This window comes from Sphingomonas sp. BRN-1R (genome assembly GCF_057748035.1).
In genome coordinates, this window is record NZ_CM173236.1 from 1415923 (window position 1) to 1441522 (window position 25600).

Here is a 25600-nt window from a genome sequence, read left to right on the forward strand (position 1 = left end):
GTGTGGAGAGGCAGATCAATGCGGCGCCAGTCCCATCTCCACGCCGGTCTTGTCGTGCAGCGCGAAGCGGTCGACCAGATCGGCGCTGGCCGCATTATAGCCGATCACCTCCACCGAGCGCCCGCCCTGCCGCAGCCGCGCGACGATCTTGTCGAGCGCGCCGACGCCGGAAATGTCCCAGAAATGCGCGGCCGACACGTCGATCGTCACCGCCCGCGCCGGCTCGTCGCCCGCGAACGCGCGGGTGAAGCGATCGACCGAGGCGAAGAAGATCTGTCCCGTCACGCGGTAGGTCGCCGCCGTCTCGTCGCCGATCCGTTCGACCGCGAACATGCGGCGCACCTTGCCGGCGAAGAAGATGCCCGACAGCAGCACGCCGACCAGCACGCCGCGCGCGAGATCGTGGGTGGCGACCACCGTCACCACCGTCGCCACCATCACCACCGAGGATGTCGGCGGGTGGCGGCGCAGGTTGGCAAGCGAGTTCCACGAGAAGGTGCCGATCGAGACCATCACCATCACCGCCACCAGCGCGGGCATGGGGATACGCCCGACCCAAGGCCCCAGCACAGCGAGCAGGAACAGCAGGAACGCGCCCGCGGTGAAGGTCGACAGCCGCTTGCGCCCGCCCGAGGTGACGTTGATGACGGACTGGCCGATCATCGCGCACCCGCCCATGCCCCCGACCAGCGCGGCGGCGATGTTGGCGGTGCCCTGGCCGACGCACTCGCGGCGCTTGTCGCTTTCGGTGTCGGTCATGTCGTCGACGATCTGCGCGGTCATCATCGATTCGAGCAGCCCGACCGCCGCCATCGTCAGTGCATAGGGGAGGATGATGCGCAGCGTCTCGAGCGTGAACGGCACCTGCGGCCAGGTGAAGCTCGGCAGCCCCTCGGGCAGGCGGCCCATGTCGGACACGGTGCGCACCGGCAGGCCCATCCAGATGCTGATCGCCGCCAGCACGAGGATCGCGACCAGTGGGGAGGGCACCGCTTTGGTGATGCGCGGGAACAGGTAGATGATGGCGAGGCCACCTGCCACCATCGCGAAGGTATGCCAGCTAACCCCAAGAAATTGCGGGATTTGTGCCATGAAGATCAGGATCGCGAGCGCGTTGACGAAGCCGGTGATGACCGAGCGCGACACGAACTGCATCAGCAGATCGAGCCGGAGCGCCCCTGCGATCATCTGGAAGATCCCCATCAGGATCGTCGCGGCGAACAGATATTGCAGGCCGTGATCGTGCACCAGCGGCGTCACCACCACTGCGACCGCGGCAGTGGCGGCGGAGATCATCGCGGGCCGCCCACCGATGAAGGCCGAGACGATCACGATCGCGACCGAGGCATAGAGGCCGACGCACGGATCGACGCCGGAAATGATCGAAAAGCCGATCGCTTCGGGAATGAGTGCGAGCGCGACGACGATCCCGGCGAGCACGTCGCACCGGGCTTCGGTGGCGTCGGCGAACCATTCGCGACGCAGGCGAGAGACGGTAGAGGTCATGCGGAAACCATGTAACGGGCACAGCGCGGCGAACCGGGACGGTGGCAGAGCGAACTGTGTGCGTTGTCCGGCGGATCGGCGGCCGGAATAGCCACCCGGGATTGCACCGGGTCCATGTGAGTGGGGGCTTCATAGCGCAGGCCCCTGCGAAGGCAACCGCTTAACCCCCGTTCGTCCCGAGCGAAGTCGAGGGACAGGCCCGGAGCGCAGGTGCCTCGACTTCGCTCGGCACGAACGGTTTTGGGGTATGTCGTACTTCTCTGGCCGGCGGTGTTTCGACCTCGCTTCGAGTACACGGAGCCGGCCTTCACCCCGGCAACCGCAACTCCGCATCGAGAAAATCGAGGAACGCCCGCACCCGCAGCGCCAGCCGGTCCTGCCCGCTGTAGAGCGCGTGGATATCCTCGCCATCGCCCGGGTTGCAGTCGGCCAGCACCTCCACCAGCCGCCCCTCGGCAAGATCGCGCGCGACGTGGAAGCGGCCGAGCCGGGCGATGCCGCCGTCCGCCACCGCCATCAGCCGCACGACCTCGCCCGAATTGCCGAGGAACGGGCCATCGACCGGGCGCTGCACCACGCGACCGCCGGTCAGGAACGGCCAACTGTCGACGCTGCGGCGGAAGCTGAACTTGAGGCAGATGTGCCGCGCGAGATCGCCCGGCTCGGCGGGCGTGCCACGCGCGGCGAGGTAGCCGGGGCTCGCCACCACCACCATCGCGCTGTGGCCGAGCTTCTTCGCGCGCAACCGGGTATCGCGTAAGGGGCCGATGCGGACCGCGATGTCGGCGCGTTCCTCAACCAGATCGACCAGCGTATCGGACAGGGCGAGATCGACCGTTACCTCCGGGTGTGCGGCCAGGAAGCGCGGCAGGATCGGCAGCAGGCAATGCACCCCGAACGGCACCGCCGCGTTGATGCGCAGCAGCCCGCGCGGCGTCTCGCGTTCGTGGCCGAGGCTCTGCTCGACCGCATCGACCTCGGCGAGCAGTGCGGAGATGCGGCTGCGATACGATTCGCCCTCGGGCGTGAGCGACAGCGATCGGGTGGTGCGCTGGATCAGCACCACGCCGAGCCGTGCCTCGATCCGCGCGATACTGCGGCTGACGGCGCTAGGGGTGAGGCGCAGCGCCTTGGCGGCGGCGGCGAAGCTGCCCCGTTCGGTGACGGCGAGGAAGGTCTGCATGTCGCCGATGCGATTGTCCACGGGCCGGCTTTCGTGATTTGCTTTCACTTCTGTTGTGCGATGCTGCCGGCTAATCATCAATACCGCGCCGCCATATCTCTTGCGCTCGACATTCAAGGAGATTTCGCATGGACCTGCAACTCAAGGGCAAGAGCGCACTCGTCACCGGATCGACCGCCGGCATCGGCCTCGCCATTGCCGAGCGGCTCGCCGCCGAGGGTGCCGACGTCATCATCACCGGGCGCAGTCAGGCCAAGCTCGACGAGGCTGCCAACACGGTCGGCGCGAAGGGCAAGGTGCGCGCGGTGCTCGCCGATCCGGGCACGGCCGAGGGGTGCGACACGTTGATCGCGGCGGTTCCGCAGGTCGACATCCTCGTCAACAATCTCGGCATCTACGAGGCGAAGGCGTTCACCGATATCACCGACGCCGACTGGTTCCGCTTCTTCGAGATCAACGTGATGAGCGGCATCCGCCTGTCGCGCCACTATTTCCCGAAGATGCTCGAGGCGAACTGGGGCCGGGTGATCTTCATCGCCAGCGAAAGCGCGCAGCTCATCCCGGCGGAGATGGTCCACTATGGCATGACCAAGACCGCGCAGCTCGCCATCTCGCGCGGGCTCGCCGAGCAGACGCGCGGCACGGGCGTGACGGTCAACACCGTGCAGCCGGGGCCGACGCGCTCGGAGGGGATCGTCGAGTTCATCCGCTCGGTGGTCGACAACAAGGACGCGCCCGAGGCCGAACGCGAGGCCGAGTTCTTCGCCAAGCTGCGTCCGCTCTCGTTGATCCGCCGCCTGATCGAGGCCGAGGAGGTCGCGGCGATGACCGCGTTTCTCGCCAGTCCGCTCGCCGCCGTCACCAATGGTGCTGCGATCCGCGTCGAGGGCGGCATGGTGCCGACCATCGCCTGATCGAGGGGAGGGGTGCGCCGATGGCGCGCCCCGTCACCCCTCGGTGCGGCGGCCGAACAGTCGCTTGAAGAACCGGCTGAGCCCCGCGCCCGCCACCGCCAGCGCGCCGAGAATATATTTGCCGAAGCCGAGCGCGATCGCGAGCAGCCCGAGCTTCTTCGCCACTACGACGCCCGCCCCCGCCGCGACCAGCCCGGCGAGGCCGTAGCCCGCGCTCTTGTCGATCGTCTTGTCGAAATCGGCATAGGCCGAGCCGCGATCGAATGCGGCGGACTTGCCGAAATCGGCGGCGGCGGCGCGCACGTCGCTCAGGTGATCCATGCTGGAGAGCATGTTGAGGCTGAGCACGCCGCGCCGTCCGAGCAGCCGCACATCGTAGTTGAGCGCATCGACCGGCGTGTCGGAAAACTTGATGTCGCGCGCCCAGATCAGCGCATGCGAGGCAGGATCGTATTGCGGCGGCTGCGCCCAGCCGACGAGGTGGAGTTGCGGAAAGCCACCCTGTTTGCGCTTCTCGTTCTCGTCGGCCTCGCCCTTGCGGATCGACTCGAGCACCTGGTTGTAATCTTCCGACTTGGCGTTGGCGTTGGCGTCGGTGACGTAGCCGGTATCCTCATAGGTGACGACCGCGCCCCACACGTTGTCGAAGATCGTCTTGCCCTTCTCGAACACGATGCCGAGCACGCCGTCGGCGGTCTGCGGAGGATTGCCCCAGACTTTGGTCAGGATCGTCTTCGCTTCGTCGGCGGGCACGAAATAATAGCGGTCGCCGAGGTGTAGCTGCGCATGTGCGGCGGGGATCGCCACATCGCCGGTCTGCTTGTGCAGGCCTTTTTCGAAGGCGATCAGCGGCTTCGGGATAGCTTGCGTCTGCACCTCGGCGGCGGCGGGTGCCGCGACAATAAGGCCGAGCGTAACCGCGCCGACGGCAAGTGTCTTCATCATGCATTCCCCCCGGGTCAGTCGTACGGCCGAGCCATTCGGGACAGGATGCCGCGCCGGAGGCGATGGCGATAGTAGAAAATCGTCCTCACGCGCACGAACGGCGTGGCGCAACCAAGCGCGGCGTGTGTCGTTGGTCTGCGAGTTCGACGAGGAGAAACACGATGGCCGACACGCAGAAGATCAAACAGGATATGTGGGACAAGATGGCTGCGAGCCCGTACCTGATGGTCGGGCTGGTCGATGGCGGCCATAGCGAGCCGATGACCGCGCAGCTCGACAAGGATCAGGTCGACACCTTGTTCTTCTTCGCCGGCAAGGACAACCGGCTCTCGGGCGGCGGCAAGGCGATGGCGCAGTTCGTCTCCAAGGGGCACGATTTCTTCGCCTGCATCGCCGGCGACGTCCGCACCGACAATGATCGTGCGCTGATCGACAAACTGTGGAATTCGCAGGTCGAATCCTGGTTCCCGGGCGGCAAGGACGATCCCAACCTGACGCTGCTGCGGCTCGATATTTCGAGTGCGGAGCTTTGGGAGACCGACATGTCGATCTCGGGCAAGGTCAAGATGCTGTTCGGCGGCAAGATCCGCAGCGACGAGGATGGCAGCCACGCGTTCGTCGAGACGACGCGCGTGTGACGAAACAGGCGCGGTGCGAGAGCGCCGCGCCGATCCTCCCGCAGAGCCGGGAGGCGGAATACACGAAAGGGCGGCCCGTGGTGACGGGCCGCCCTTTTTCGATTCGTGCCGGAGAACGGCGCGGTGTCAGCCGTTGGCAGCGATCCATTGCTCGACCACCGGCGCGACGAGGTTGCGCCATTTACTGCCGTTGAAGATGCCGTAATGGCCAGCATCGACGCGGAAGTAATGCTTCTTGTCCTCGGGCAGCGCGGTCGCGATTTTCAGCGCGGCTTTGGTCTGGCCCAGCCCGGAGATGTCGTCGCGCAAGCCCTCGATCGCGAGGATGCCGATATCGGTGATCGCCGCCGGATCGACCTTGCGGCCGCGATGCATCATCTCGCCCTTGGGGAGCGCATGCTTCTGGAACACCAGCTCGATCGTCTGGAGGTAGAATTCGGCGGTCATGTCGCAGACCGAGCGATATTCCTCGTAGAATTGCTTGGTCGTGTCCGCGCTCTCGTCGTCGCCCTGGACGAGATGCTTGAACATCTCCCAATGCGACATGAGGTGGTTGCCAAGGTTCATCGACATGAAGCCGGCGAGCTGGAGGAAGCCCGGGTACACCTTCCGCCCCGCACCCGGATAGGTGACGGGCACGGTGACGATCACGTTCTGCTCGAACCAGCTATGCGGCCGCTCGGTGGCGAGTAGGTTGACCGACGTGGGCGCCTCGCGCGTGTCGACCGGGCCGCCCATCATCGTCAGCGTCTTCGGGCGGCAGGGGTTGTTGTCCGCGCTCATCACGCAGGCGGCGGCATAGCACGGCACCGACGGCTGGCAGACCGCGAGCATATGCGTGCCGCCTTGGCCCTCGTTGGGGCCGATCGCTTCCAGGAAGGCGATCACGTAGTCGACGTAATCCTCGAACCCGAACGTGCCGTCGCTCACCGGGGCAAGCTTGGCGTCGCGCCAGTCGGTGATGTACACGTCGGCACTCGGCAGCATCCGCTCGACCGTGCCGCGCAGCAGCGTGGCGAAATGGCCCGACATCGGCGCGACGATCAGCAGCTTGGGGCCGCCCTCCACGCCTTCGCGGCGGAAGCGCTTGAGCTGGCCGAAGGCTTTGCGCAGCACGATCTCCTCGACCACCGCGACCGGCTTGCCGTCGATGATGGTGTGATCGAGCCCGAAATGCGGCTTCCCGCGCGGCGCGGCGGCATGCGCGAAAACCTCCAGAGCCGAGGCGATCACCGGCCCGCCGCCGAAATAGGCGAACGGGTTTACGGGGTTCTGGAGCAACTCGGCGCTGAAGTCGGCCATCGCGCTTGCGCCGGCCAGAAAGGAGCGTTGCAGTTCATAGGCGTTGTACAGCATGGGAATCCTGTAACGGTTTTTCACGGCAATAACATCCGGAACGACGCGTAGGGTCCGAAAGCATTTCGCGTCACGGTGATCGCGCTTTCCGATCTGCCGGCGTGAAGAGGCGGTGGCGCGGGCGCGGCGGCCCTGCTAATCGGGCGCGATGGCTGAAATCGATACGGTCGAGCCGCGCGCGCCTCGCAAGCTGAGCAACCTCGGGATGGTGTGGCATCACGCCACGCGCTACCCGCTGCGGATCGCGCTCGCGCTGGTCGCGCTGGTCGCGGCGGCGGGGGCGACCCTGTTCTTCCCGGCGACGTTCAAGCAGATCGTCGACAACGGCTTCGCGCAACATGCCGACGCCGCGTCGGTCGCGCCCTATTTCCACCATCTGATCCTCGTGGTGATCGTGCTGGCGGTGGCGACGGCGGTGCGCTTCTACAGCGTGTCGTGGCTGGGCGAGCGCACCGTCGCGGACATCCGCGTCGCGGTCCACGCCAATCTGCTGACGCTCTCGCCCGCGTGGTTCGAGGAGAACCGCCCGTCCGAAATCGCCTCCCGGCTGACCTCGGACACCGCGCAGATCGAGAATGCGGTCGGCAGCACGATCTCGGTCGCGTTGCGCAGCGTGGTGATCGGCGTGGGCGGCATCATCTATCTGTTCGCGCTCGCGCCCAAGCTGGCGCTGTCGCTGATCGTCGGCATTCCGATCGTCATCACGCCGATCTTCCTGCTCGGGCGGCGCGTGCGGCAATATTCGCGGTCCAGCCAGGACCGCGTCGCCGATATCGGCGCGCTGGCGGTGGAGACGCTGGGTGCGATGAAGATCGTGCAGGCGTTCGGGCAGGAGCGCCGCGAGGGCGCTCGGTTCGCCGCAGCCGTCGATACCAGCTTCCAGTCGGCCAAGCGCCGCTTCAGGTTGCGCGCGATCATGACCGCGCTGGTGATGGGGATGCTGTTCGGCGCCGTCACGCTGCTGATGTGGGACACCGTCAACGACGTCGCGAGCGGTCGCCTGTCGAGCGGATCGCTCGCCGCGTTCGTGCTGACCGCCGGCATCGTCACCGGCTCGTTCGGGTCGCTGACCGAAGTCTATGGCGATCTGCTGCGCGCCTCGGGCGCGGCGGGGCGGCTATCCGAACTGCTCGCCGAGCGGCCGGGGATCGCCGCGCCAGCGTCGCCCACGGTGCTGCCCGATCCGCCGCGCGGCACGGTCGAATTCTCCCACGTCGAGTTCCGCTATCCGACGCGGCGCGAGGTGGCGGCGCTGCACGATTTCACGCTGGCGGTCGCGCCTGGCGAGACGGTGGCGATCGTCGGCCCCTCGGGGGCGGGCAAGTCGACGCTGTTCCAGTTGCTCCAGCGCTTCTACGATCCCGATGCGGGCGAGGTGCGCGTCGACGGCGTGGCGCTGCCGCGCGCCGACCCCGCCGCGATCCGCGAGCGGATCGCGATGGTGCCGCAGGATACGGTGATCTTCGGCGCGTCGGCGCGCGACAATCTGCGCTACGGCCGCTGGGATGCGGATGACGCGGCGGTATGGGCGGCCGCCGAAGCCGCCAATGCCGCCGAGTTCCTGCGCAAGCTGCCGCAGGGGCTCGACACCTTCCTCGGCGAAGGCGGCGCGCGGTTGTCAGGCGGGCAGCGCCAGCGGCTCGCGATCGCGCGCGCGCTGCTGCGTGATGCGCCGATCCTGCTGCTCGACGAGGCGACCAGCGCGCTCGATGCCGAGAGCGAGCGGCTGGTCCAGCAGGCGCTCGAACGGCTGATGGCGGACCGCACCACGCTTGTCATCGCGCACCGGCTCGCCACCGTCCGCGCGGCGCGGCGGATCATCGTGATGAACGACGGGCGGATCGTCGAGAGCGGTTCGCATGCCGAGCTGATCGGCGCGGGCGGCCTGTACGCGCGGCTGGCGAGCCTGCAATTCAGCGAGGCGGCGTGAGCGTGTCGAGCCGAAGCGTCCTGAAGATATGCTTCCGCCTTCGCGGGACCACATCGTCACAGTCGAGACGCAGTTCGAACGCATGACCACCGCCGACCTCACTCCCGATACCGAGCATCGCGGCCTTGTCGGCATCCTCCCCGCCGCCGCGCGCCCGTTCGCGCTGCTCGCGCGGTTCGATCGGCCGATCGGCTGGTGGTTGCTGTTCTGGCCGGGTGCGTGGGGTGTCGCGCTCGCGGGCGGAGCGGTGAAGCGCTGGGATCTGATCGTGTGGCTGCTCGTCGGCAGCATCGCGATGCGCGGGGCGGGCTGCGTGTACAACGACATCGTCGATCGCGATCTCGACCGGCAGGTCGCGCGCACGCGCAGCCGCCCGCTCGCCAGCGGCGCGGTTAGCCTCAAGGCGGCATGGGTGTGGCTGGTGAGCCTGTGCCTGATCGGCCTCGTCGTGCTGGTGCAGCTCAACCTTTATGCGGCGATCGTCGCGCTGCTCAGCCTCGCGCTGGTGGCGGGCTATCCGTTCATGAAGCGCATCACCTGGTGGCCGCAGGCTTGGCTCGGCATGGTGTTCTCCTGGGCCTGTCTTGTCGGGTGGAGCGATGTCGCCGGCAGCCTCGCAGCGCGCGGTCTGCTGCTCTACGCGGGGTCGATCGCGTGGGTGATCGGCTACGACACGATCTACGCGCTTCAGGACCGTGAGGACGATGCGCTGATCGGCGTGCGTTCCTCCGCGCTCAGGATGGGCGGCAAGGTGCGGATGGGCGTCAGCCTGTTCTACGCCGCCGCGCTGGTGTTGTGGGGTGCGGCGTTATGGCTGGTGCGGCCGGATCCGCTCGCGCCTGCCGCGCTGCTGCCGGTCGCGGCGCATTTCGCGTGGCAGGTCGGCACGCTCTCACCCGATGATGGTGCGGGCGCGCTTGCGCGGTTCCGCTCGAACCGGTTTGCCGGGCTGCTGGTGTTCGGCGCGTGTTTTGTAGTGGGAACCGTCGCGACGCTTTGACCTTCGGCACCTGCGCACCTAAGTCCGTGATATGTTGACTATCGAACAGGCGCGGGACCGCGCCGCCGCTATCGTAGAGCGCGCCAAAGCTGCCGGCGCGGATGCCGCCGACGCAGTGTTCGCCTCGGACACCGCGCTCGACGTCTCGGTGCGGCTCAGCGCGCTCGAGGATGTCGGCCGCAGCGAAAGCGCGGAACTCGGCCTGCGCGTTTTCGCCGGCAAGCGCTCGGCGAGCGTCTCGACCTCGGACTTCACCGATGCCGCGATCGCCGCGCTGGTCGAGCGCGCGGTGGCGATGGCCCGAGAGGCGCCCGAGGATGCCTGGGCCGGGCTCGCCCCCAAGGACCGGCTGATGCACGGCGCGCCGCCGCAGCTCGATCTCGACGATGGCGGCGAGGCTTCGCCCGAGTCGCTGCGTGAGGCGGCGCTGGCGGCGGAGGATGCCGCACGCGCGGTCGTCGGCGTCACCAACAGCGAGGGCGGCTCGGCCAGCGCGGCGCGATCGATCTGGGCGCTCGCCACCAGTCACGGCTTCGCCGCCGCCTACGCCACCACCAGCTACGGCCTGTCGGCAAGCGTGCTGGCTGGGGAGGGCGGGGCGATGGTGCGCGACTATGCCTATCACGCCACCCGCCGCCGCCGTGATCTCGAAAGCGCCGAGGCGATCGGCGTGCGTGCGGGCGAACGCGCGATCGCCCGCGTCAACCCCGGCCGGGTCGAGAGCGGCGCGATGCCGGTGGTGTTCGATCCGCGCGTCGGATCGAGCCTGCTCGGCCATTTCGTCGGCGCGATCGGCGGTCAGGCGATCACGCGGCGTACCAGCTTCCTGCTCGACGCACTCGGCACCGCGGTGTTCGCGCCGGGTGTCGAGATCGCCGATGATCCGCACCGTCCACGGGGCTTGCGCTCGCGCGCGTTCGATGGCGAGGGGCTGCCGGTATCGCCGATGGCGCTGGTGCAGGACGGTGTGCTCGAAACGTGGCTGCTCGACAGCGCCTCGGCGCGTCAGCTCGGGCTGGAGCCGACCGGCCATGCCGCGCGCGGCGTCGGCGGCGCACCCGGCGTCTCGACCAGCAACCTCCATATGGCGGCGGGGCATCTGTCGGCGCAGGCGCTGACCGCCGACATCACGCGCGGCATCTACGTGACCGAGCTGATCGGCATGGGCGTCAACGGCGTGACCGGTGATTACAGCCGCGGCGCGGCGGGCTTCCTGATCGAGAATGGCGAGATCACCCGCCCGGTCGCCGAGCTGACCATCGCGGGAAACCTCAAGGACATGTTCCGCGCACTCACACCGGCCAACGATCTCGAATTCCGCTACGCCACCAACGTGCCGACGATCCGCATCGACGGGATGACGGTCGCGAGTGGCTGACACGCTCGCCGACGAGATCGCCGCGATCGCGGCTGAGGCTGGCGCGCTGGCGATGGCGCGCTGGCAGACCGATTTCGCGCGGTGGGAAAAGGTGCCTGGCCATCCGGTGAGCGATATCGATCTCGAGGTCGACGCATTGCTGCACACGCGGCTGTCCGCGCTCGATCCCGCGGCGGGCTGGCTGTCCGAGGAGACCGCCGACAGTGCGGCGCGACTGTCGTGTCGGCGGCTGTGGGTGGTCGATCCGATCGACGGCACCCGCGACTATCTGCGCGGGCGGCCGGGCTGGGCGGTGTCGGTGGCGCTGGTCGAGGATGGCGCGGCGGTGGTTGGGGTCCTCGATGCGCCTGCGCGCGGCGAGGTGTGGCGTGCGGCGCTGGGGCGGGGCGCGACCCGCAATGGCGTGCCGCTGCGTGCGAGCGACCGCAGCGACATCGCCGGTGCGCGCGTGCCGACCGATGCCTTGCCCAAGGCCGACCGCGATCTCGTGGTGGTCGAAAAGCCCAATTCGATCGCGTTGCGCATCGCGATGGTCGCGGCGGGCGAGGCCGATCTCGTCGCCACCGCGCGCTGGGGCAACGAATGGGACATCGCCGCCGCCGCGCTGATCGCGACCGAGGCGGGCGCGGTCATCACCGATGCGCTGGGCGGCACGCTCGCCTTCAACACCGAGGCGGCCGAGGCGTTCGGCATCCTCGCCACCGCGCCGGGCATCCACGCCGCCGCCGCCGCGCGCTTGCGCGAGCGGGCGCTCGCGGCAAGCGTGCGGTAGGTAGGGCAACGAGCACCGTTCGTGCTGAGTAGAGATCGAGTAGGCGCAGCCGTATCGAGGTCTCGTATCGAGGCAGGAGGTGACCTGTCCCTCGATACGCCGTCTCGCTACGCCCTGCGGGCTACTCGGGACGAACGGGACGCGGGGTGGGCTTACGCCTCCTCGCCGGCCGGCTTGCTCTGCAACTGGATGTAGTTCTCCAGCCCCATCCGCGCGATCATGTCGAACTGGCGCTCGAGCGTGTCGACATGCTCCTCCTCGCTGGCGAGGATGCGCTTGAACAGGTCGCGGCTGATGAAATCGTGCACCGTCTCGCAATGCGCGATCGCCTGGCGCAGCAGCGGCAGCGCATCCATTTCCAGCGCGAGGTCGGCCTTGAGCACTTCCTCCACCGTCTCGCCGATGCGTAAGCGGCCGAGCATCTGGAAATTCGGCAGGCCGTCGAGGAACAGGATCCGCTCCGACAGCCAGTCGGCGTGCTTCATCTCGTCGATCGACTCGTGACGCTCGAAATCGGCGAGGCGTGCGACGCCCCAATGGTCCAGCAGGCGATAATGCAGCCAGTACTGATTGATCGCGGTGAGTTCGTTCTTGAGCGCCTCGTTGAGGAACTCGATAACCTTGTCGTCGCCGCGCATGTGTCGCTCCCGCTGTATCTAAAGCGGCGTCTTAGGCGACCGCACGCTCCTGGTCGATGATGGTGCGCGTGAAAGCCGCGCATTTTCCGCACTTGGGCGGACGGCCGAGCGCCTGATGCACTTGGCAGGGCGTGGCGCAGCCCTGACGCGCCATCGCGCGCACATCGTTTTCCCGAATCGCATTACAGATACACACGACCATCCGGCATCCTCCGCTGCCGAACTGATACGCGTACTGCGAACCGATCGCAATGCTATTGCGCGGCGCTCGCAATAATAGCTAGGCGCGCCACCGTGCCGCCCAGCGTGTGAGCAGCGCCACGGGCAAGCCAAGCAGCAGGATGTGGAGGAGGATCTGAACCATTCCCTCGCGCGGCGTGAGCGTGAGGAAGGCGGGCGGCCACGCACGCGGCGACGCCATCACGCACCGGACGCACCAGGCGAACACGCCGAGCAGTGCACCGCTCATGCGCCAGTGGCGGTTGAGCACGGGCAGGCGGATCGTCGTGATGAGATACAGGTCCGCGAGCAGCCCGATCACGAGGAAATGCACCAGCAGACCGAGCAGCGGCCCGCCCACCGGCTCGCGCCATGCGGCGTCGCCGATCACGCCGCTGGCAATGTCGGTCAGCATCGCCAGCGGGCTCCCGCCCGACCAGATCGCACCCGCGAAGCTCGCCAGCAGCACCAGCGTTCCCGCCACCGCCGTCGCCAGCGTCAACCCGCGCAGCGTGCCCGATTGCGTGTAAGGTGTCGTCATGCCGGGCCTCTCGATCGCACGAAGCGACGATAAGCGGCGGCCCGGCGATGGTAAATGGCGCAGGACCGCCGCGCGCGTGCCTGGCGTGTCAATGCGGATCAGATCAGGCGATCACATCGCCCATCAGCGCCGGGAAAAAGCCCTCGTGCGCCGCGCGCAGATCGGCGAGCGTCACCACGTGATCGTCGTCGGGCAGTTCGAAGATGATGCGATCGGCGATGGTGCGCCCGATCCGCTCGACCTCGACCCCGGCGGCATAACCGCGCTTGAGCGTCTCCATCAGCAGGTGATCGGCGACGGTCGCGACGTACAGCCCCTGATCCTCGCCGAACAGCGCGCAGGCGGTGCCGCACGGCAGCGGCGCGTTGAGCATCGCGCCATAACCGCCCGCCAGCGCCATCTCGGCGATCGCCACCGCGACGCCGCCGTCGGACACGTCATGCACCGCGGTCAGCGCGCCGGCGCGGATCGCCTCCCGCACGAACGCACCGGCGGCACGCTCGGCGTCGAGATCGACCGGGGGCGGGGGACCATCCTCGCGACCGTGGATCTCGCGCAGCCACAGCGACTGACCGAGATGACCCGAGCGGCTGCCGATCAGCACGATCACGTCGCCGCTGCCCTTGAACGCGATCGTCGCGGATTTCGACCAGTCGGCGAGCAGGCCGATGCCACCGATCGCCGGCGTCGGCAGGATCGCCGAGCCGCCGCCGGTCGCCTTCGATTCGTTGTAGAGCGAGACATTGCCCGACACGATCGGGAAGTCGAGCGCGCGGCAGGCGTCGCCCATGCCGTCGAGGCAACCGGTGAGCTGCGCCATGATCTCGGGCCGCTGCGGGTTGGCGAAGTTGAGGCAGTTCGTCACCGCGAGCGGCAGCGCGCCGACCGCCGACAGGTTGCGATAGCACTCCGCGATCGCCTGTTTGCCGCCCTCATACGGGTCGGCATAGCAATAGCGCGGCGTGCAGTCGGTGCTGATCGCGAGGCCCTTCTGCGTGCCGTGGACGCGCACCACCGCCGAGTCGCCGCCGGGGCGCTGCACGGTGTCGCCGCCGACCTGCGTGTCATATTGCTCCCAGATCCAGCGCCGCGAGGCGATGTCGGGCGAGGCCATCAGCTTGAGCAGATCGCCGCAGATGTCGCTGGTGCACGGCGCATCGTCGAGCGGCTTGACACCGGCCCACGCCTTGTACTCCTCGCGCGACACCGAGGGACGGTCGTACAGTGGCGCTTCGTCGGCAAGCGGGGCGAGCGGAATGTCGCACACCGTGTCGCCGTTCCACTTGAGGACCATGCGGCCGGTGTCGGTGACATGACCGATCACCGCGAAATCCAGCTCCCACTTGCGGAAGATCGCTTCTGCGAAGTCCTCGCGGCCGGGCTTCAGGACCATGAGCATACGCTCCTGGCTCTCGCTCAGCATCATCTCGTACGGCGTCATGCCGGTTTCGCGCTGCGGCACAGCGTTCATGTCGAGTTCGATGCCGACGCCGCCCTTCGACGCCATCTCGACGGACGACGAGGTGAGGCCGGCCGCGCCCATGTCCTGAATCGCGACGATCGCGTCCGATGCCATCAGTTCGAGGCAAGCCTCGATCAGCAGCTTCTCGGTGAACGGATCGCCGACCTGTACGGTCGGGCGCTTGGCATCCGAATCCTCGCCGAAATCGGCCGACGCCATCGTCGCGCCGTGGATGCCGTCGCGCCCGGTCTTGGAACCGACATAGACGATCGGATTGCCGATGCCGGAAGCGGCCGAATAGAAGATCTTGTCGGTATCGGCGATGCCGACCGTCATCGCGTTGACGAGGATGTTGCCGTCATACGCCTTGTGGAAGTTCACCTCGCCGCCGACCGTCGGCACGCCCACGCAATTGCCGTAGCCGCCGATGCCGTGGACCACGCCCGCGATCAGGTGGCGCATCTTGGGATGATCGGGCGAGCCGAAGCGCAGCGCGTTCATGTTGGCGATCGGCCGTGCGCCCATCGTGAACACGTCGCGCAGGATGCCGCCGACGCCGGTCGCCGCACCCTGATAGGGCTCGATGTACGAGGGGTGGTTGTGCGACTCCATCTTGAAGATCGCCGCCTGGCCGTCGCCGATATCGACCACGCCCGCGTTCTCGCCGGGGCCGCAGATCACCTGTGGGCCGGTGGTGGGCAGCTTCTTGAGGTGGATGCGGCTCGACTTGTAGCTGCAATGCTCGGACCACATCACCGAGAAGATGCCGAGTTCGGTCAGGTTCGGCTCGCGGCCGAGCGCCTTCAGGACGCGGGCATATTCGTCTTCGGACAGCCCGTGCTGGGCAACGATGTCGGCGGTGATTTCGGGCATGATCTGGCTCATGCGCGCAGGCCATAGCGAGGCCGCGCGGCTTCGTCACCACCCGCCGCGCATTCAACCGCGCCTAACCCGTTCGTCCCGAGCGAAGTCGAGAGATGGTCCGCCGCGCAGGTGTCTCGACTTCGGCCCGCAGGGCCGAAGTTTATCCTGAGCGGCTGGCTTGCCAGCCAGCCGAAGGGCTCGACACGAACGGTTTAAAGGGCGCCGATACGTCGCTTACCCGCGCCGCCCCGCCACCACCGCCGCATCGCTCGCCAGCCGGTCGGCGCGCTCGTTTTCGGGATGGCCGGCATGGCCCTTGACCCATTGCCAGTCGATCCGGTGCGGTTTGGCGGCGGCGAGCAGATCCTGCCAGAGATCGGCGTTCTTGACCGGCTTCTTGTCGGCGGTCTTCCAGCCGTTCTTCTGCCAGCCTTTGATCCACTTGGTGAGGCCGTCCATCACGTAGCGGCTGTCGGTCGACAGCGTGACGCGGCAGGGGCGGGTGAGCGCCTTCAACCCCTCGATCGCCGCGGTCATCTCCATGCGGTTGTTGGTGGTGAGCGCCTCGCCGCCGGACAGCTCCTTTTCGGCGGTGCCCATGCGCAGCACCACGCCCCAGCCGCCGGGGCCGGGATTGCCCTTGCACGCGCCGTCGGTGAAGATTTCTACCGTGTCGAGTTCGCTCATCGTACCTGTTTCGTCAAAGATGGATCATAATGCGCAAGCCGCCGCATGTAGGCGAGCGGGTCCTTGCGCGTGACGAGCGCGTCGGCGGGCGTGTTGAGCCAGTCCCAAGCGCGCGAGAGCGCGAAGCGGATGCACGCGCCCGCCGCCAGCCGGGGAAATGCCGCCCGTTCCTGCGCGGAGAGCGGAAAGCCGCTTTCGTAGCCGCGAATCAGCGCATCGCCGACGGCGGCGTCATAGGTCGCGCCGGTTGCGTCGAAGCTCCACGCGCTGTGCATGATCGCGAGATCATAGACGCGCAGGTCGGTGCAGGCGAAATAGAAGTCGATCAGCCCGGACACGGTGTCGCCGCGCATCAGCACGTTGTCGGGGAACAGGTCGGCGTGGATCGCGATCCGGTCGAACCCGGCGTCGGGCCAATCGCCCGTCACCACGTCGAGCGCACGGCCGAGATCGTCGTACAGGCCGGGCGCGATATCGTTGAGGCTATGCCCGCAGCGCTCGTACAGCGGGCGCCAACTCGGCATGCCCATCGAGTTCGCGCGGGTGCCGGGGAAATCGGCAACGGCGGCGTGCATCTCCGCCATCGCACGCCCTGCCGCCTCGGCCTGCGCGGGGGTGGGGTGCGACACGGACACGCCTGACAGGAACTTGATGAGGCAGGCCGGACGCCCCTCCAGGTGCTGGATCGCCACGCCGCCCCGGTCCTGAATCGCGGGCGGCACGTCCAGCCCCTTGGCCGAAAGATGTTCGAGCAATGCCATGAAGAACGGCAGATCCTCGGCAGCGACGCGCTTCTCGTAAAGCGTCAGGATGAAGCGGCCGGCGGTGGTATCGACAAGGTAGTTGGTGTTCTCCACCCCCTCGGCGATGCCCTTGGCGGAGACGAGTTCGCCGCAGTCGTAGCGCGCGAGAAATGCGGCCAGCGCCTCGGCTGACACCTGAGTATAGACGGCCATCGAGTTCTACCGTTGGATGATGTGGAGCCGTTCCCCCGCGAAAGCGGGGGTCCAGAGCCAAGCAGCGTTTCGTTCGTGGCTCCGGACTACCGCTTTCGCGGGAGAACGAGCTTTACGTCAAGCGGCGGCCTCAAGCCCGCGCGGCAGCTTGAAGGCGACCGTCTCGCGCGTCGTCTCGACCTCGCGCTCGACGATGTCGTAGCGCTCGGCCAGCTTGGCGACGAGATCACGCACCAGCACCTCGGGCGCCGACGCACCGGCGCTGATGCCGAGCGTCTTCACCCCGTCGAGGAAGGCGAAATCGAGTTCGGCCGCGCACGGGATCAATTGCGCGGGCGTGCCCTCGCGCCGCGACACTTCGACCAGACGCACCGAGTTGGACGAATTATGCGCGCCGATCACCAGCATCGCATCGCAATCCTGCGCGATCGCCTTGACCGCTTCCTGCCGGTTCGAGGTGGCATAGCAGATATCCTCGCCGCGCGGCCCCTCGATGGTGGGGAACTTGGCCTTCAGCGCCGCGACGATCTCGGCGGTGTCGTCCACCGACAGGGTGGTCTGCGTCAGAAAGGCGAGATTGTCGGGATCCGCCGGCTCGAACGCTGCAACGTCCGCGCAGGTTTCGAGCAGCGACATCGCGCCCGGCGGCACTTGCCCGAGCGTGCCGATCACTTCGGGATGCCCGGCGTGGCCGATGAAGACGATGTGTCGGCCGTTGGCGACATGCCGCTCCGCCTGACGGTGGACCTTGGAGACGAGCGGGCAGGTCGCATCGAGCCACGACAGCCCGCGCACCGTCGCCTCCGCAGGCACCGACTTGGGCACGCCGTGCGCGGAGAACACCACCGGCGCCTGATCCGGCACCTCGTCCAGTTCCTCGACGAACACCGCGCCCTTGGCCTTCAGCGCATCGACGACATGTTTGTTGTGGACGATCTCGTGGCGGACATAGACGGGGGCGCCGTGCTTCTCGATCGCGAGTTCCACGATCTGAATGGCGCGGTCGACGCCGGCGCAGAAGCCACGGGGGGCCGCGATCACCAGATCGAGCCGGGGTTTGCTGGACGTCATCATTGCCATGACCCTCTACGCGATTGCTTGCACGGGCGGAAGCCGGTTCCTATGGTGCCTTGCCATCGGGGCCGGGCGATCACAAGCCGCGGCCCCTTCCTTCGTGACTAAGGTGCGTATGTTCTCCACCAGCCGCAAGATCGCCGTTCCCGCCATGCTGACGTTGCTTGCGGGGGGACTCGCCGGGTGTTCCTCGGTCGGCGAGTTCGACGAGACGGGCGGTATTTCCGCGATCCGCTCGGCCTGCCCGACGGTGGAAGTCGCCGCGGCCACCGGCGACGTCACTTTGTTCAACCCGCCGCAGAGCCGCGACGCTCGCGCGATCGACGTGACCGCCACGCTTACCAACCTGCGCTCGACCTGCGACGACAAGAGCGACGACATTGCCACCAACGTCACCTTCGAGGTGCGTGGCCGGCGTGCCTCGGCCGAGGGTGCGCGCGACGTGACGCTGCCGTATTTCGTGGCGGTGATGCAGGGCGGCACCGCGGTCGTTGCCAAGCGCGTCGGCCATGTCACGCTGCACTTCGCGCCCGGCCAGCTCCGCGCCAGCGCGACCGCGACCGGCGGCGCGACGGTGTCCAAGGCGGCGGCGACGTTGCCCAAGGAGGTCCGCGCCAAGCTGACCGAGAAGCGCAAGGCGGGCGACGAGGATGCCGCGATCGACCCGCTGACCCGGCCCGACATCCGCCAGGCCGTCGCCCGCGCCACGTTCGAGGCGATCGTCGGCTTCCAGCTTACCGACGATCAGCTGAAGTATAACGCCACCCGGTAAGCCCGTGATCCCCGGCGAAGGTCGGGGTCCAGTCACGGAGCGGGCGTGCGTGGGCACTGCGCTTTGTGACGACCTTTCCGGCTGGTCCCTGGCCTTCGCCCGGGAACGGTGTTGGGAAGGGCAGAGCATCCCATTCTCTTTGGTGGGAGGCGAGGCGTTACCCACACCGTTCGTCCCGAGCGCAGTCGAGGGGCGTGCCCCAAGCGCAGGTGTTTCGACTCCGGCGCGGTGCGCCGAAGCCTGCGCTGAGCGGCTGGCTTGCCAGCCAGCCGAAGGGCTCGACACGAACGGCTTGGAGGGCCGCTTAATCCACGTCCCGTCCGAAGCCCGATTGACTCGCCCGTCGGCGCACGCCACACGGCAAGCGTCGATGCCGGGCGACCGGCATGGGCAGGCACGGGAGAGTGCGGGGCTTGGCCTCGCCGCCGAAGGAGCAACCGCCCCGGAATCTCTCAGGCAAAGTGGACCGTGCCGGCCGAATCGACACTCTGGAAAGCGGCGGCGCGCTTCGCGTGCGGCCCACCGAAGGTGTAAACCGTCCGGCCGCGCCGGTGGTGAAAGCTCTCAGGTTCCGTGACAGAGGGGGCGGTGGACACGTGGCGCGGTTTCCGCGCCGTGCTTCGCCGTCAGACCTCGTTTACGGAGACCGGCATGAGCGACGCAGACCTGATCGACGAGACCGGTGAGGAGCCCGCCACCCAGACGCTGCCGCTCGACGCGTGGCACCGCGCGCGCGGCGGCCGCATGGTCGAGTTCGCCGGCTATTACATGCCCGTCCAGTACGAAGGCATCATGGCCGAGCATCTGTGGGTGCGCGAATCGGCCGGGCTGTTCGACGTCAGCCACATGGGCCAGCTCCTGTTCCGCACCGAAGACGGCGCCGATCTCGACGCTGCGCTCGAAGCGGTGCTGCCGGGCGACGTGGCGGGGCTTAAGCCAGGCCGCCAGCGCTATTCGCTGCTGCTCGCGGAGGATGGCGGCATCCTCGACGATCTGATGGTCACGCGCCTGCCGGACGAAAATCCGTTCGACGTGCAGGGCCTCTACATGGTCGTCAACGGCGCGACCAAGATCGACGATATCGCCTATTTGCTCGAGCAACTGCCCGAGGATATTCTCATCAACCACATGGAGGATCAGGCTTTGCTCGCGCTGCAAGGCCCCAAGGCGGTCGACGCGCTGGCGCGGCTGGTGCCGGGGGTGCGCGATCTGGTGTTCATGACCGCGGGCGCGTTCGACTGGGACGGCAAGCCGCTGTGGGTCAGCCGCTCGGGCTATACCGGCGAGGACGGGTTCGAAATCTCGATCGACGGCGAACATGCCGAGGCGCTGGCGGAGGCGCTGTGCGCCGAGCCTGAGGTCAAGCCGATCGGCCTGGGCGCGCGCGATTCGCTGCGGCTCGAGGCCGGGCTGCCGCTCTACGGGCATGACCTCGACGAGACGGTGACGCCGATGATGGCCGATCTCGGCTTCGCTTTGTCGAAGCGCCGCCGCGAGGAAGCCAATTTCCTGGGAGCCGCGCGTATCCTCGCCGAGCGGGAGGCTGGTGCTGCGATCAAGCGGGTCGGCCTGCTGGTCGAGGGGCGCCAGCCGGTGCGCGAGGGCGCGTCGGTGCTCGGCGCGGACGGCAGCGAAGTCGGACGCGTCACGTCGGGCGGGTTCGCGCCATCGGTGAACGCGCCGATCGCGATGGCGTTCGTGCCCGCCGCGATGGCCGCCCCCGGCACCCGCATCAAAGTGCAGCAGCGCAGCAAGGTCCACGACGCGACCGTCGCCGCGATGCCGTTCGTTCCCCACCGCTACGTCCGCGCAGGAGGCAAGTGAGATGAGTCGTTACTTTACCCAAGATCACGAATGGGTCGATGTCGATGGCGATATCGGCACGGTCGGTATCACCGAGTTCGCGCAAGGGCAGCTTGGCGATATCGTGTTCGTCGAAGTGCCTTCGATCGGCACCGCGCTGACCAAGGGTGGCGATGCCGCCGTGGTCGAGAGCGTCAAGGCCGCCTCCGACGTGTACGCGCCGGTGTCGGGCACCGTCACCGAGGGCAATGTCGCGCTCACCGACTCGCCGGCGCTGGTGAACGAGGATGCCGAGGGGCAGGGCTGGTTCTTCAAGCTGACGCTCTCCGATCCGTCGGAACTGTCGGGCCTGATGGACGAAGCCGCCTACAAGGCGTTCGCCGCCAAGCAATAATATGCGTCGCCCCGGCGGAGGCCGGGGCCGCTGCGTAAGGCAGCGCCGCGCTCACCACATAGCGGCCCCGGCCCCAAAGAAATTTGGCGCCGGGGCGACGGGAATTTCGATGCGTTACCTGCCGCTGACCGATACCGACCGCACGGCGATGTTAGCCACGATCGGCGCCGCGACGATCGACGATCTGTTCGTAGACGTGCCCGAAGCCGCGCGCCTGGCCGGCCCCATCGCCGGCCTGCCGATGCACGCCAGCGAAATGGCGGTCGAACGCCATATGAGCGCGCTTGCCGCGAAGAACGTGTCGGCGGGATCGGTGCCGTTCTTCCTCGGCTGCGGCGCGTACAAGCATCACGTGCCGGCCAGCGTCGATCACATCATCCAGCGCGGCGAGTTCCTCACCGCTTATACGCCGTACCAGCCCGAGATCGCGCAGGGCACGTTGCAGGTGATGTTCGAGTTCCAGACGCAGGTCGCGCGCCTGCTCGGCACCGATGTCGCCAATGCCTCGATGTACGACGGCTCGACCGCGTGCTGGGAAGCGATCGGCATGGCGCGGCGCATCACCAAGAAGGCAAAGGCGATCCTGTCGCCCGGGCTGCACCCGCATTACGTCTCAGTCGCCAAGACCATGGCGAAATATACCGGCGACGCGCTCGACACCGCCGCGCCTCGCCTTGATGACGATTTCGGCATCGACGCGCTGATCGCCAAGATTGATGGCGAGACCTCGTGCGTGGTGGTGCAATACCCCGACATCCTCGGCCGCATCGACGATCTGTCCGGGCTCGCTGCCGCCTGCCACGCCGCCAAGGCGCTGCTGATCGCGGTCGTCACCGAGCCGGTCGCGCTGGGCGCGATCCGCTCGCCGGGCGAGATGGACGCCGATATCGTGGTGGGCGAGGGCCAGTCGCTCGGCGTCGGCTTGCAGTTCGGCGGCCCTTACGTCGGCCTCTTCGGCTGCAAGGACAAATATGTCCGCCAGATGCCGGGGCGGCTGTGCGGCGAGACGGTCGATGCCGAGGGCAAGCGCGGCTTCGTGCTGACGCTCTCCACCCGCGAGCAGCATATCCGCCGCGAGAAGGCGACCTCGAACATCTGCACCTCCTCCGTGCTGTGCGCGCTGGCGATGTCCGCCCACATGACGCTGCTGGGCGAGGCAGGGCTGCGGCGGCTGGCGGAGATCAACCATCTCGGCGCGTCGGCGGCGGCGGACCGGCTCGCCGACGTGCCGGGCGTTGAGGTCATCAACGGCGCGTTCTTCAACGAGTTCACGCTGAAGTTAGCCAAGGAAGCGCGGCCGGTCGTGCGTGCGCTGGCGGACAAGGGCATCCTCGCCGGCGTGTCGCTGGGGCGGCTGTATCCGGGCGAGGGGGCACTGGCCAACGGCCTCGTCGTCGCCGTCACCGAAACCACCACCGAAGACGATGTCGAAGCGCTCGCGCAGGCGCTCGCGGAGGAACTGGCATGAGCATCAATCCCGCCGGCTGGCGTCCGACCAGCCCCGAGCAGGGCGGCAGCGCCGCCCCCGCCACCGTCACCGGCAACCGCGCGCTGATGCTCGAGGAGCCGTTGATCTTCGAGACCGGCTCGACCGAGACCACCGGCGTCGATCTTGCCGAAGCGCCGGCCGGCAAGCCGCGCCTCGGCGGGCTCGATCGCACCGCCGTGATCGGGCTGCCCGGCCTGTCCGAGCCGGAGACGATGCGGCATTACACCCGGCTCAGCCGGCAGAATTATGCGATCGACCTCGGGCTGTTCCCGCTCGGCTCGTGCACGATGAAGCATAACCCGCGCCTCAACGAGAAGATGGCGCGGCTGCCCGGCTTCGCCGACGTCCATCCCTTGCAGCCGGTCGACACCGTGCAGGGCGCGTTCGGCGTGATCCACGAACTGGCCGACTGGCTCGTGACGCTGACCGGCATGCATTCGGTCGCGATGAGCCCCAAGGCGGGCGCGCATGGTGAGCTTTGCGGCATCCTCGCGATCAAGGCCGCGCTCGAGGCAAAGGGCGAGGGCGCGCGGAAAATCATCCTCGTTCCCGAAAGCGCGCACGGCACCAACCCGGCGACGGCGGCATTCGCGGGCTACGCGGTCCAGAACATCCCCGCCAACGACGACGGCCGGATCGATACGGCGGCGTTGCTGGCGCGGCTCGCGCCCGACGTGGCGGCGGTGATGATCACCAACCCGAACACCTGCGGGCTGTTCGAGCGCGACATGAAGACGATCTCCGACGCGGTGCATGCGGTCGGCGGGTTCGTCTATTGCGACGGCGCGAACTTCAACGCGATCGTCGGCAAGGTGCGGCCGGGCGATCTCGGCATCGACGCGATGCACATCAACCTGCACAAGACCTTCTCGACCCCGCACGGCGGCGGCGGCCCAGGCTCGGGGCCTGTGGTGCTGTCCGAGGCACTGTCGCCGTTCGCGCCGCTGCCGTTCGTGGCGCGTCAAGCCGACGGCAAGTTCGCGCTGATCGAGGAAGAGAGCGCGGGCGACGATCATCCACACAGCTTCGGCCGGATGGTCGCGTTCCACGGCCAGATGGGCATGTTCACCCGCGCGCTCACCTACATCCTCAGCCACGGCGCGGACGGCTTGCGGCAGGTCGCGGAGGATGCGGTGCTCAACGCCAATTACATCCTGCGCAGCCTCGAAGGCACGCTGCACGCGCCGTTCGCCAAGGCGGGGCCGTGCATGCACGAGGCGCTGTTCTCGGACGACGGCATGGCCGAGGGCTTCTCGACGCTCGACGTGGCGAAGGGGCTGATCGACGAGGGCTTCCACCCGATGACGGTGTATTTCCCGCTCGTCGTGCACGGCGCGATGCTGGTCGAGCCGACCGAGACCGAGAGCAAGGCGGGCATCGACCAGTTCGTTGCCGCGCTGCGTTCGGTGGCGGAGCGCGCCAAGGCGGGCGACGCCAGCCTCAAGACCGCACCGCATTTCGCGCCACGCAGCCGCCTCGACGAGACGCAGGCGGCGCGCAAGCCCGTGCTGGTGTGGCGCGAGCCGGCGCTGGCACAGGCGGCGGAGTGACGGGAGGCGGGCGCGCCGTGCGTGGCGCGCCCGCTACTTCTTCTTCGCCGGCTTCTTGCCGGGCGTAAACGTGAGCAGGAAGCCGCCCGCAGTGCCGCCGCCGGACCCCGTGCCGAGCGTTCCCTCGACCTCTACGGCATCGCCGATCTTCAGCTTCACTCCACCGCCGGTAAGGAGCGGTCCGTCGGTGTTGAAAACGATCGTCGGCGAGATGTCCATCGAGGTGGAGAACTTATAGACCGTATAGTGCAGGCTGGGCAGGCCGAACGGCAACTCGCCCAGGTTGATCGCGTTGCCGTCGACCAGATCGTTGGTCGCCTTGAAGTCTATCGTGCCGTCCGGGCGGACGCTGCCCAGTTCCGCAAGCTTGCCGCCGAGGATCGGCGTGGTGAACTTGGGCCAGGTCGATTTGCCGACCGACTCCACCGCATCGCGCAGGCCGTCCCACGCCTCGGGCGGAATCGGGCTGAAGCTCTGCTGCATGGCGGCGTTGATCTTGGCCGGCGACAGGCCGCCCGGCTCCGGGCCGATCATCTGCGAGAAGGTGGCGCAGGCCGGCTTCATCCAGCTGTCGATACCGAGTTGGGCGAGGTTGGACGGCGCGGTCTGTCCGTTGGGGCGCATTACGGTCCAGCCATAGAAGCTGGCCATGAACTCGGGTGACAAGGTCAGTTTCTGGTCGAACAGGTGAACGCGGGATCGCAGGTCGGTCATGGCAAGTCGTTCCTTTGTTACGGAAAGATCATGCGGCCCGCGAATGTTCTGGTTTTCGACTCATTCGAGTCGTTGATGCTACGTATAGGCGCGCAGGATTCCACGCAATGGCCGCATGATCTTGCGCAAATCGTGCGCTCTGGCGATCCGGGCGCAGGACGTCGCCGCCGGATAAGCGAGCCGCCTGGCTCACGGTGCTGCGGTATCCCGCTAGTACACCAAGCCGTCCATCGTGTATGAATGGCCGCGTTTCAGGGGGAAGCGCATCATGCAGGTCCACACGGTTCAGCCCAACCAGATGCTGAGCTACCTCATCGCCGGGGTCGTCTTCGTTATCGTCATCGCGCTTCGCATGCGCCGGCTTGCGCAGGTGCGGCCGCTCCAGGTCGAGCGGTTGCGGATCTTCCCGGCGGTGTATGCGGCGGTGTGCGTCTATCTGCTGGTCGAGTTTCCGCCCGCGCCGCCGCTCGGCTGGGTGTGGTGCGCGCTCGCGCTGGCCGCCGGCGGCGCGCTGGGGTGGCAGCGCGGCAAGACGATGCGGATCACGGTCGATCCCGCCACGCACCAGCTCAACCAGAAGGCGTCGCTCGCCGGCATGGCGTTCCTGCTCGTGCTGATCGTCGTCCGCGCCGGCGCGCGATCCGAGGGGCGGGCGATGCACCTCGATCTTGGTATGGTGACCGATATTCTCGCGCTGGTCGCGCTCGGGCTGTTCGCGGTGCAGCGTGTCGAGATGTACCTGCGCGCCAAACGGCTGCTCGCGGCGACGCGGGCTGGCGTCGGCCCGGCGTAGGCCGCAGGCCGCGGCGTGTGGC

The 25600-nt window shown here is 67.7% G+C and carries 24 protein-coding genes, 2 riboswitches and 1 other annotated feature; of the genes, 12 read left to right on the forward strand and 12 right to left on the reverse strand.

The features are described from left to right. Positions 1 to 15 precede the first annotated feature (15 nt). On the reverse strand, positions 16 to 1506 hold the full coding sequence (locus AC3ANX_RS06430; RefSeq protein WP_488336179.1) for a SulP family inorganic anion transporter: 1491 nt from the start codon (positions 1504 to 1506) through the stop codon (positions 16 to 18). Between the two features lie 61 nt (positions 1507 to 1567). Further along, positions 1568 to 1623 (reverse strand) — a sequence feature (sul1 is cis-regulatory element that is thought to sense ions involved in sulfur or methionine metabolism; They are found in Alphaproteobacteria). A gap of 190 nt (positions 1624 to 1813) precedes the next feature. Continuing rightward, positions 1814 to 2710, reverse strand: a complete 897-nt coding sequence (locus tag AC3ANX_RS06435; protein ID WP_488336180.1) for a LysR family transcriptional regulator — start codon at positions 2708 to 2710, stop codon at positions 1814 to 1816. Between the two features lie 107 nt (positions 2711 to 2817). On the opposite strand from AC3ANX_RS06435, the gene AC3ANX_RS06440 reads away from it, so the two are divergent. Beyond that, complete coding sequence (locus tag AC3ANX_RS06440; protein WP_488336181.1) at positions 2818 to 3603, forward strand: SDR family NAD(P)-dependent oxidoreductase; 786 nt, start codon at positions 2818 to 2820, stop codon at positions 3601 to 3603. Between the two features lie 33 nt (positions 3604 to 3636). Here AC3ANX_RS06440 and AC3ANX_RS06445 read toward each other — a convergent pair whose 3' ends face one another. Continuing rightward, on the reverse strand, positions 3637 to 4545 hold the full coding sequence (locus AC3ANX_RS06445) for a DUF2167 domain-containing protein (protein WP_488336182.1): 909 nt from the start codon (positions 4543 to 4545) through the stop codon (positions 3637 to 3639). A 164-nt stretch (positions 4546 to 4709) separates the two neighbouring features. Here AC3ANX_RS06445 and AC3ANX_RS06450 point away from each other — a divergent pair, with 164 nt between their 5' ends. Further along, entirely contained in the window at positions 4710 to 5186 is a 477-nt protein-coding gene (locus AC3ANX_RS06450; protein WP_488336183.1) for a pyridoxamine 5'-phosphate oxidase family protein, read from the forward strand. A gap of 126 nt (positions 5187 to 5312) precedes the next feature. On the opposite strand, the gene AC3ANX_RS06455 is transcribed toward AC3ANX_RS06450, so the two are convergent. Then, on the reverse strand, positions 5313 to 6542 hold the full coding sequence (locus tag AC3ANX_RS06455) for a polyhydroxyalkanoate depolymerase (protein ID WP_488336184.1): 1230 nt from the start codon (positions 6540 to 6542) through the stop codon (positions 5313 to 5315). Positions 6543 to 6690: 148 nt separating this feature from the next. Between AC3ANX_RS06455 and AC3ANX_RS06460 the strand changes: the two genes are divergently transcribed. From AC3ANX_RS06460 to AC3ANX_RS06475, 4 genes are all read left to right on the forward strand, one after another. Next, on the forward strand, positions 6691 to 8472 hold the full coding sequence (locus AC3ANX_RS06460) for an ABC transporter transmembrane domain-containing protein (protein WP_488336185.1): 1782 nt from the start codon (positions 6691 to 6693) through the stop codon (positions 8470 to 8472). A gap of 82 nt (positions 8473 to 8554) precedes the next feature. Continuing rightward, on the forward strand, positions 8555 to 9472 hold the full coding sequence (gene ubiA / locus AC3ANX_RS06465) for a 4-hydroxybenzoate octaprenyltransferase (protein ID WP_488336186.1): 918 nt from the start codon (positions 8555 to 8557) through the stop codon (positions 9470 to 9472). Between the two features lie 31 nt (positions 9473 to 9503). Next, positions 9504 to 10850 carry a TldD/PmbA family protein gene (locus tag AC3ANX_RS06470; protein WP_488336187.1) on the forward strand — a complete coding sequence of 449 codons (1347 nt, stop codon included), beginning with the start codon at positions 9504 to 9506 and terminating at the stop codon, positions 10848 to 10850. Positions 10851 to 10902: 52 nt separating this feature from the next. Further along, a complete protein-coding gene (locus AC3ANX_RS06475; RefSeq protein ID WP_488336897.1) occupies positions 10903 to 11622 on the forward strand; it encodes an inositol monophosphatase family protein in 720 nt (239 codons plus the stop codon). 152 nt (positions 11623 to 11774) lie between these two features. Here the strand turns inward: AC3ANX_RS06475 and bfr are convergent, their stop codons facing one another. The 7 genes from bfr to ispH form a co-directional block, all read right to left on the reverse strand. Beyond that, positions 11775 to 12260 carry a bacterioferritin gene (bfr, locus tag AC3ANX_RS06480; protein ID WP_488336188.1) on the reverse strand — a complete coding sequence of 162 codons (486 nt, stop codon included), beginning with the start codon at positions 12258 to 12260 and terminating at the stop codon, positions 11775 to 11777. Between the two features lie 31 nt (positions 12261 to 12291). Then, positions 12292 to 12462, reverse strand: coding sequence for a (2Fe-2S)-binding protein (locus tag AC3ANX_RS06485; RefSeq protein WP_488336189.1), 171 nt, complete (start codon positions 12460 to 12462; stop codon positions 12292 to 12294). Between the two features lie 78 nt (positions 12463 to 12540). After that, on the reverse strand, positions 12541 to 13020 hold the full coding sequence (locus AC3ANX_RS06490; protein WP_488336190.1) for a hypothetical protein: 480 nt from the start codon (positions 13018 to 13020) through the stop codon (positions 12541 to 12543). A gap of 103 nt (positions 13021 to 13123) precedes the next feature. Next, positions 13124 to 15355, reverse strand: coding sequence for a phosphoribosylformylglycinamidine synthase subunit PurL (gene purL, locus AC3ANX_RS06495; RefSeq protein ID WP_488336898.1), 2232 nt, complete (start codon positions 15353 to 15355; stop codon positions 13124 to 13126). A gap of 225 nt (positions 15356 to 15580) precedes the next feature. Beyond that, positions 15581 to 16033 carry a ribonuclease HI gene (rnhA, locus tag AC3ANX_RS06500; RefSeq protein WP_488336191.1) on the reverse strand — a complete coding sequence of 151 codons (453 nt, stop codon included), beginning with the start codon at positions 16031 to 16033 and terminating at the stop codon, positions 15581 to 15583. Continuing rightward, a complete protein-coding gene (gene thrB / locus AC3ANX_RS06505) occupies positions 16030 to 16989 on the reverse strand; it encodes a homoserine kinase (RefSeq protein WP_488336192.1) in 960 nt (319 codons plus the stop codon). The genes rnhA and thrB overlap by 4 nt, the downstream gene beginning before the upstream one ends. A 117-nt stretch (positions 16990 to 17106) precedes the next feature. Further along, positions 17107 to 18063, reverse strand: coding sequence for a 4-hydroxy-3-methylbut-2-enyl diphosphate reductase (gene ispH / locus AC3ANX_RS06510; RefSeq protein WP_488336193.1), 957 nt, complete (start codon positions 18061 to 18063; stop codon positions 17107 to 17109). A 115-nt stretch (positions 18064 to 18178) separates the two neighbouring features. On the opposite strand from ispH, the gene AC3ANX_RS06515 reads away from it, so the two are divergent. The 5 genes from AC3ANX_RS06515 (at position 18179) to gcvPB (ending at position 24071) form a co-directional block, all read left to right on the forward strand. Next, positions 18179 to 18835, forward strand: coding sequence for a hypothetical protein (locus AC3ANX_RS06515; RefSeq protein ID WP_488336899.1), 657 nt, complete (start codon positions 18179 to 18181; stop codon positions 18833 to 18835). 387 nt (positions 18836 to 19222) lie between these two features. Continuing rightward, positions 19223 to 19314: riboswitch (glycine riboswitch) on the forward strand. Next, positions 19315 to 19425, forward strand: a riboswitch (glycine riboswitch). It abuts the riboswitch before it with no gap. A gap of 61 nt (positions 19426 to 19486) precedes the next feature. After that, a complete protein-coding gene (gene gcvT / locus AC3ANX_RS06520) occupies positions 19487 to 20659 on the forward strand; it encodes a glycine cleavage system aminomethyltransferase GcvT (protein ID WP_488336194.1) in 1173 nt (390 codons plus the stop codon). A 1-nt stretch (position 20660) separates the two neighbouring features. Further along, a complete protein-coding gene (gcvH, locus tag AC3ANX_RS06525; RefSeq protein ID WP_488336195.1) occupies positions 20661 to 21032 on the forward strand; it encodes a glycine cleavage system protein GcvH in 372 nt (123 codons plus the stop codon). Between the two features lie 109 nt (positions 21033 to 21141). After that, positions 21142 to 22500, forward strand: a complete 1359-nt coding sequence (gcvPA, locus tag AC3ANX_RS06530) for an aminomethyl-transferring glycine dehydrogenase subunit GcvPA (protein ID WP_488336196.1) — start codon at positions 21142 to 21144, stop codon at positions 22498 to 22500. Further along, positions 22497 to 24071, forward strand: a complete 1575-nt coding sequence (gcvPB, locus tag AC3ANX_RS06535) for an aminomethyl-transferring glycine dehydrogenase subunit GcvPB (protein ID WP_488336197.1) — start codon at positions 22497 to 22499, stop codon at positions 24069 to 24071. The genes gcvPA and gcvPB overlap by 4 nt, the downstream gene beginning before the upstream one ends. Positions 24072 to 24104: 33 nt before the next feature. Here the strand turns inward: gcvPB and AC3ANX_RS06540 are convergent, their stop codons facing one another. Beyond that, positions 24105 to 24785 (reverse strand): hypothetical protein, encoded by a 681-nt coding sequence (locus tag AC3ANX_RS06540; RefSeq protein WP_488336198.1) that lies wholly within the window; start codon positions 24783 to 24785, stop codon positions 24105 to 24107. A 268-nt stretch (positions 24786 to 25053) separates the two neighbouring features. On the opposite strand from AC3ANX_RS06540, the gene AC3ANX_RS06545 reads away from it, so the two are divergent. Then, entirely contained in the window at positions 25054 to 25578 is a 525-nt protein-coding gene (locus AC3ANX_RS06545; RefSeq protein WP_488336199.1) for a CcdC protein domain-containing protein, read from the forward strand. Positions 25579 to 25600: the final 22 nt, after the last annotated feature.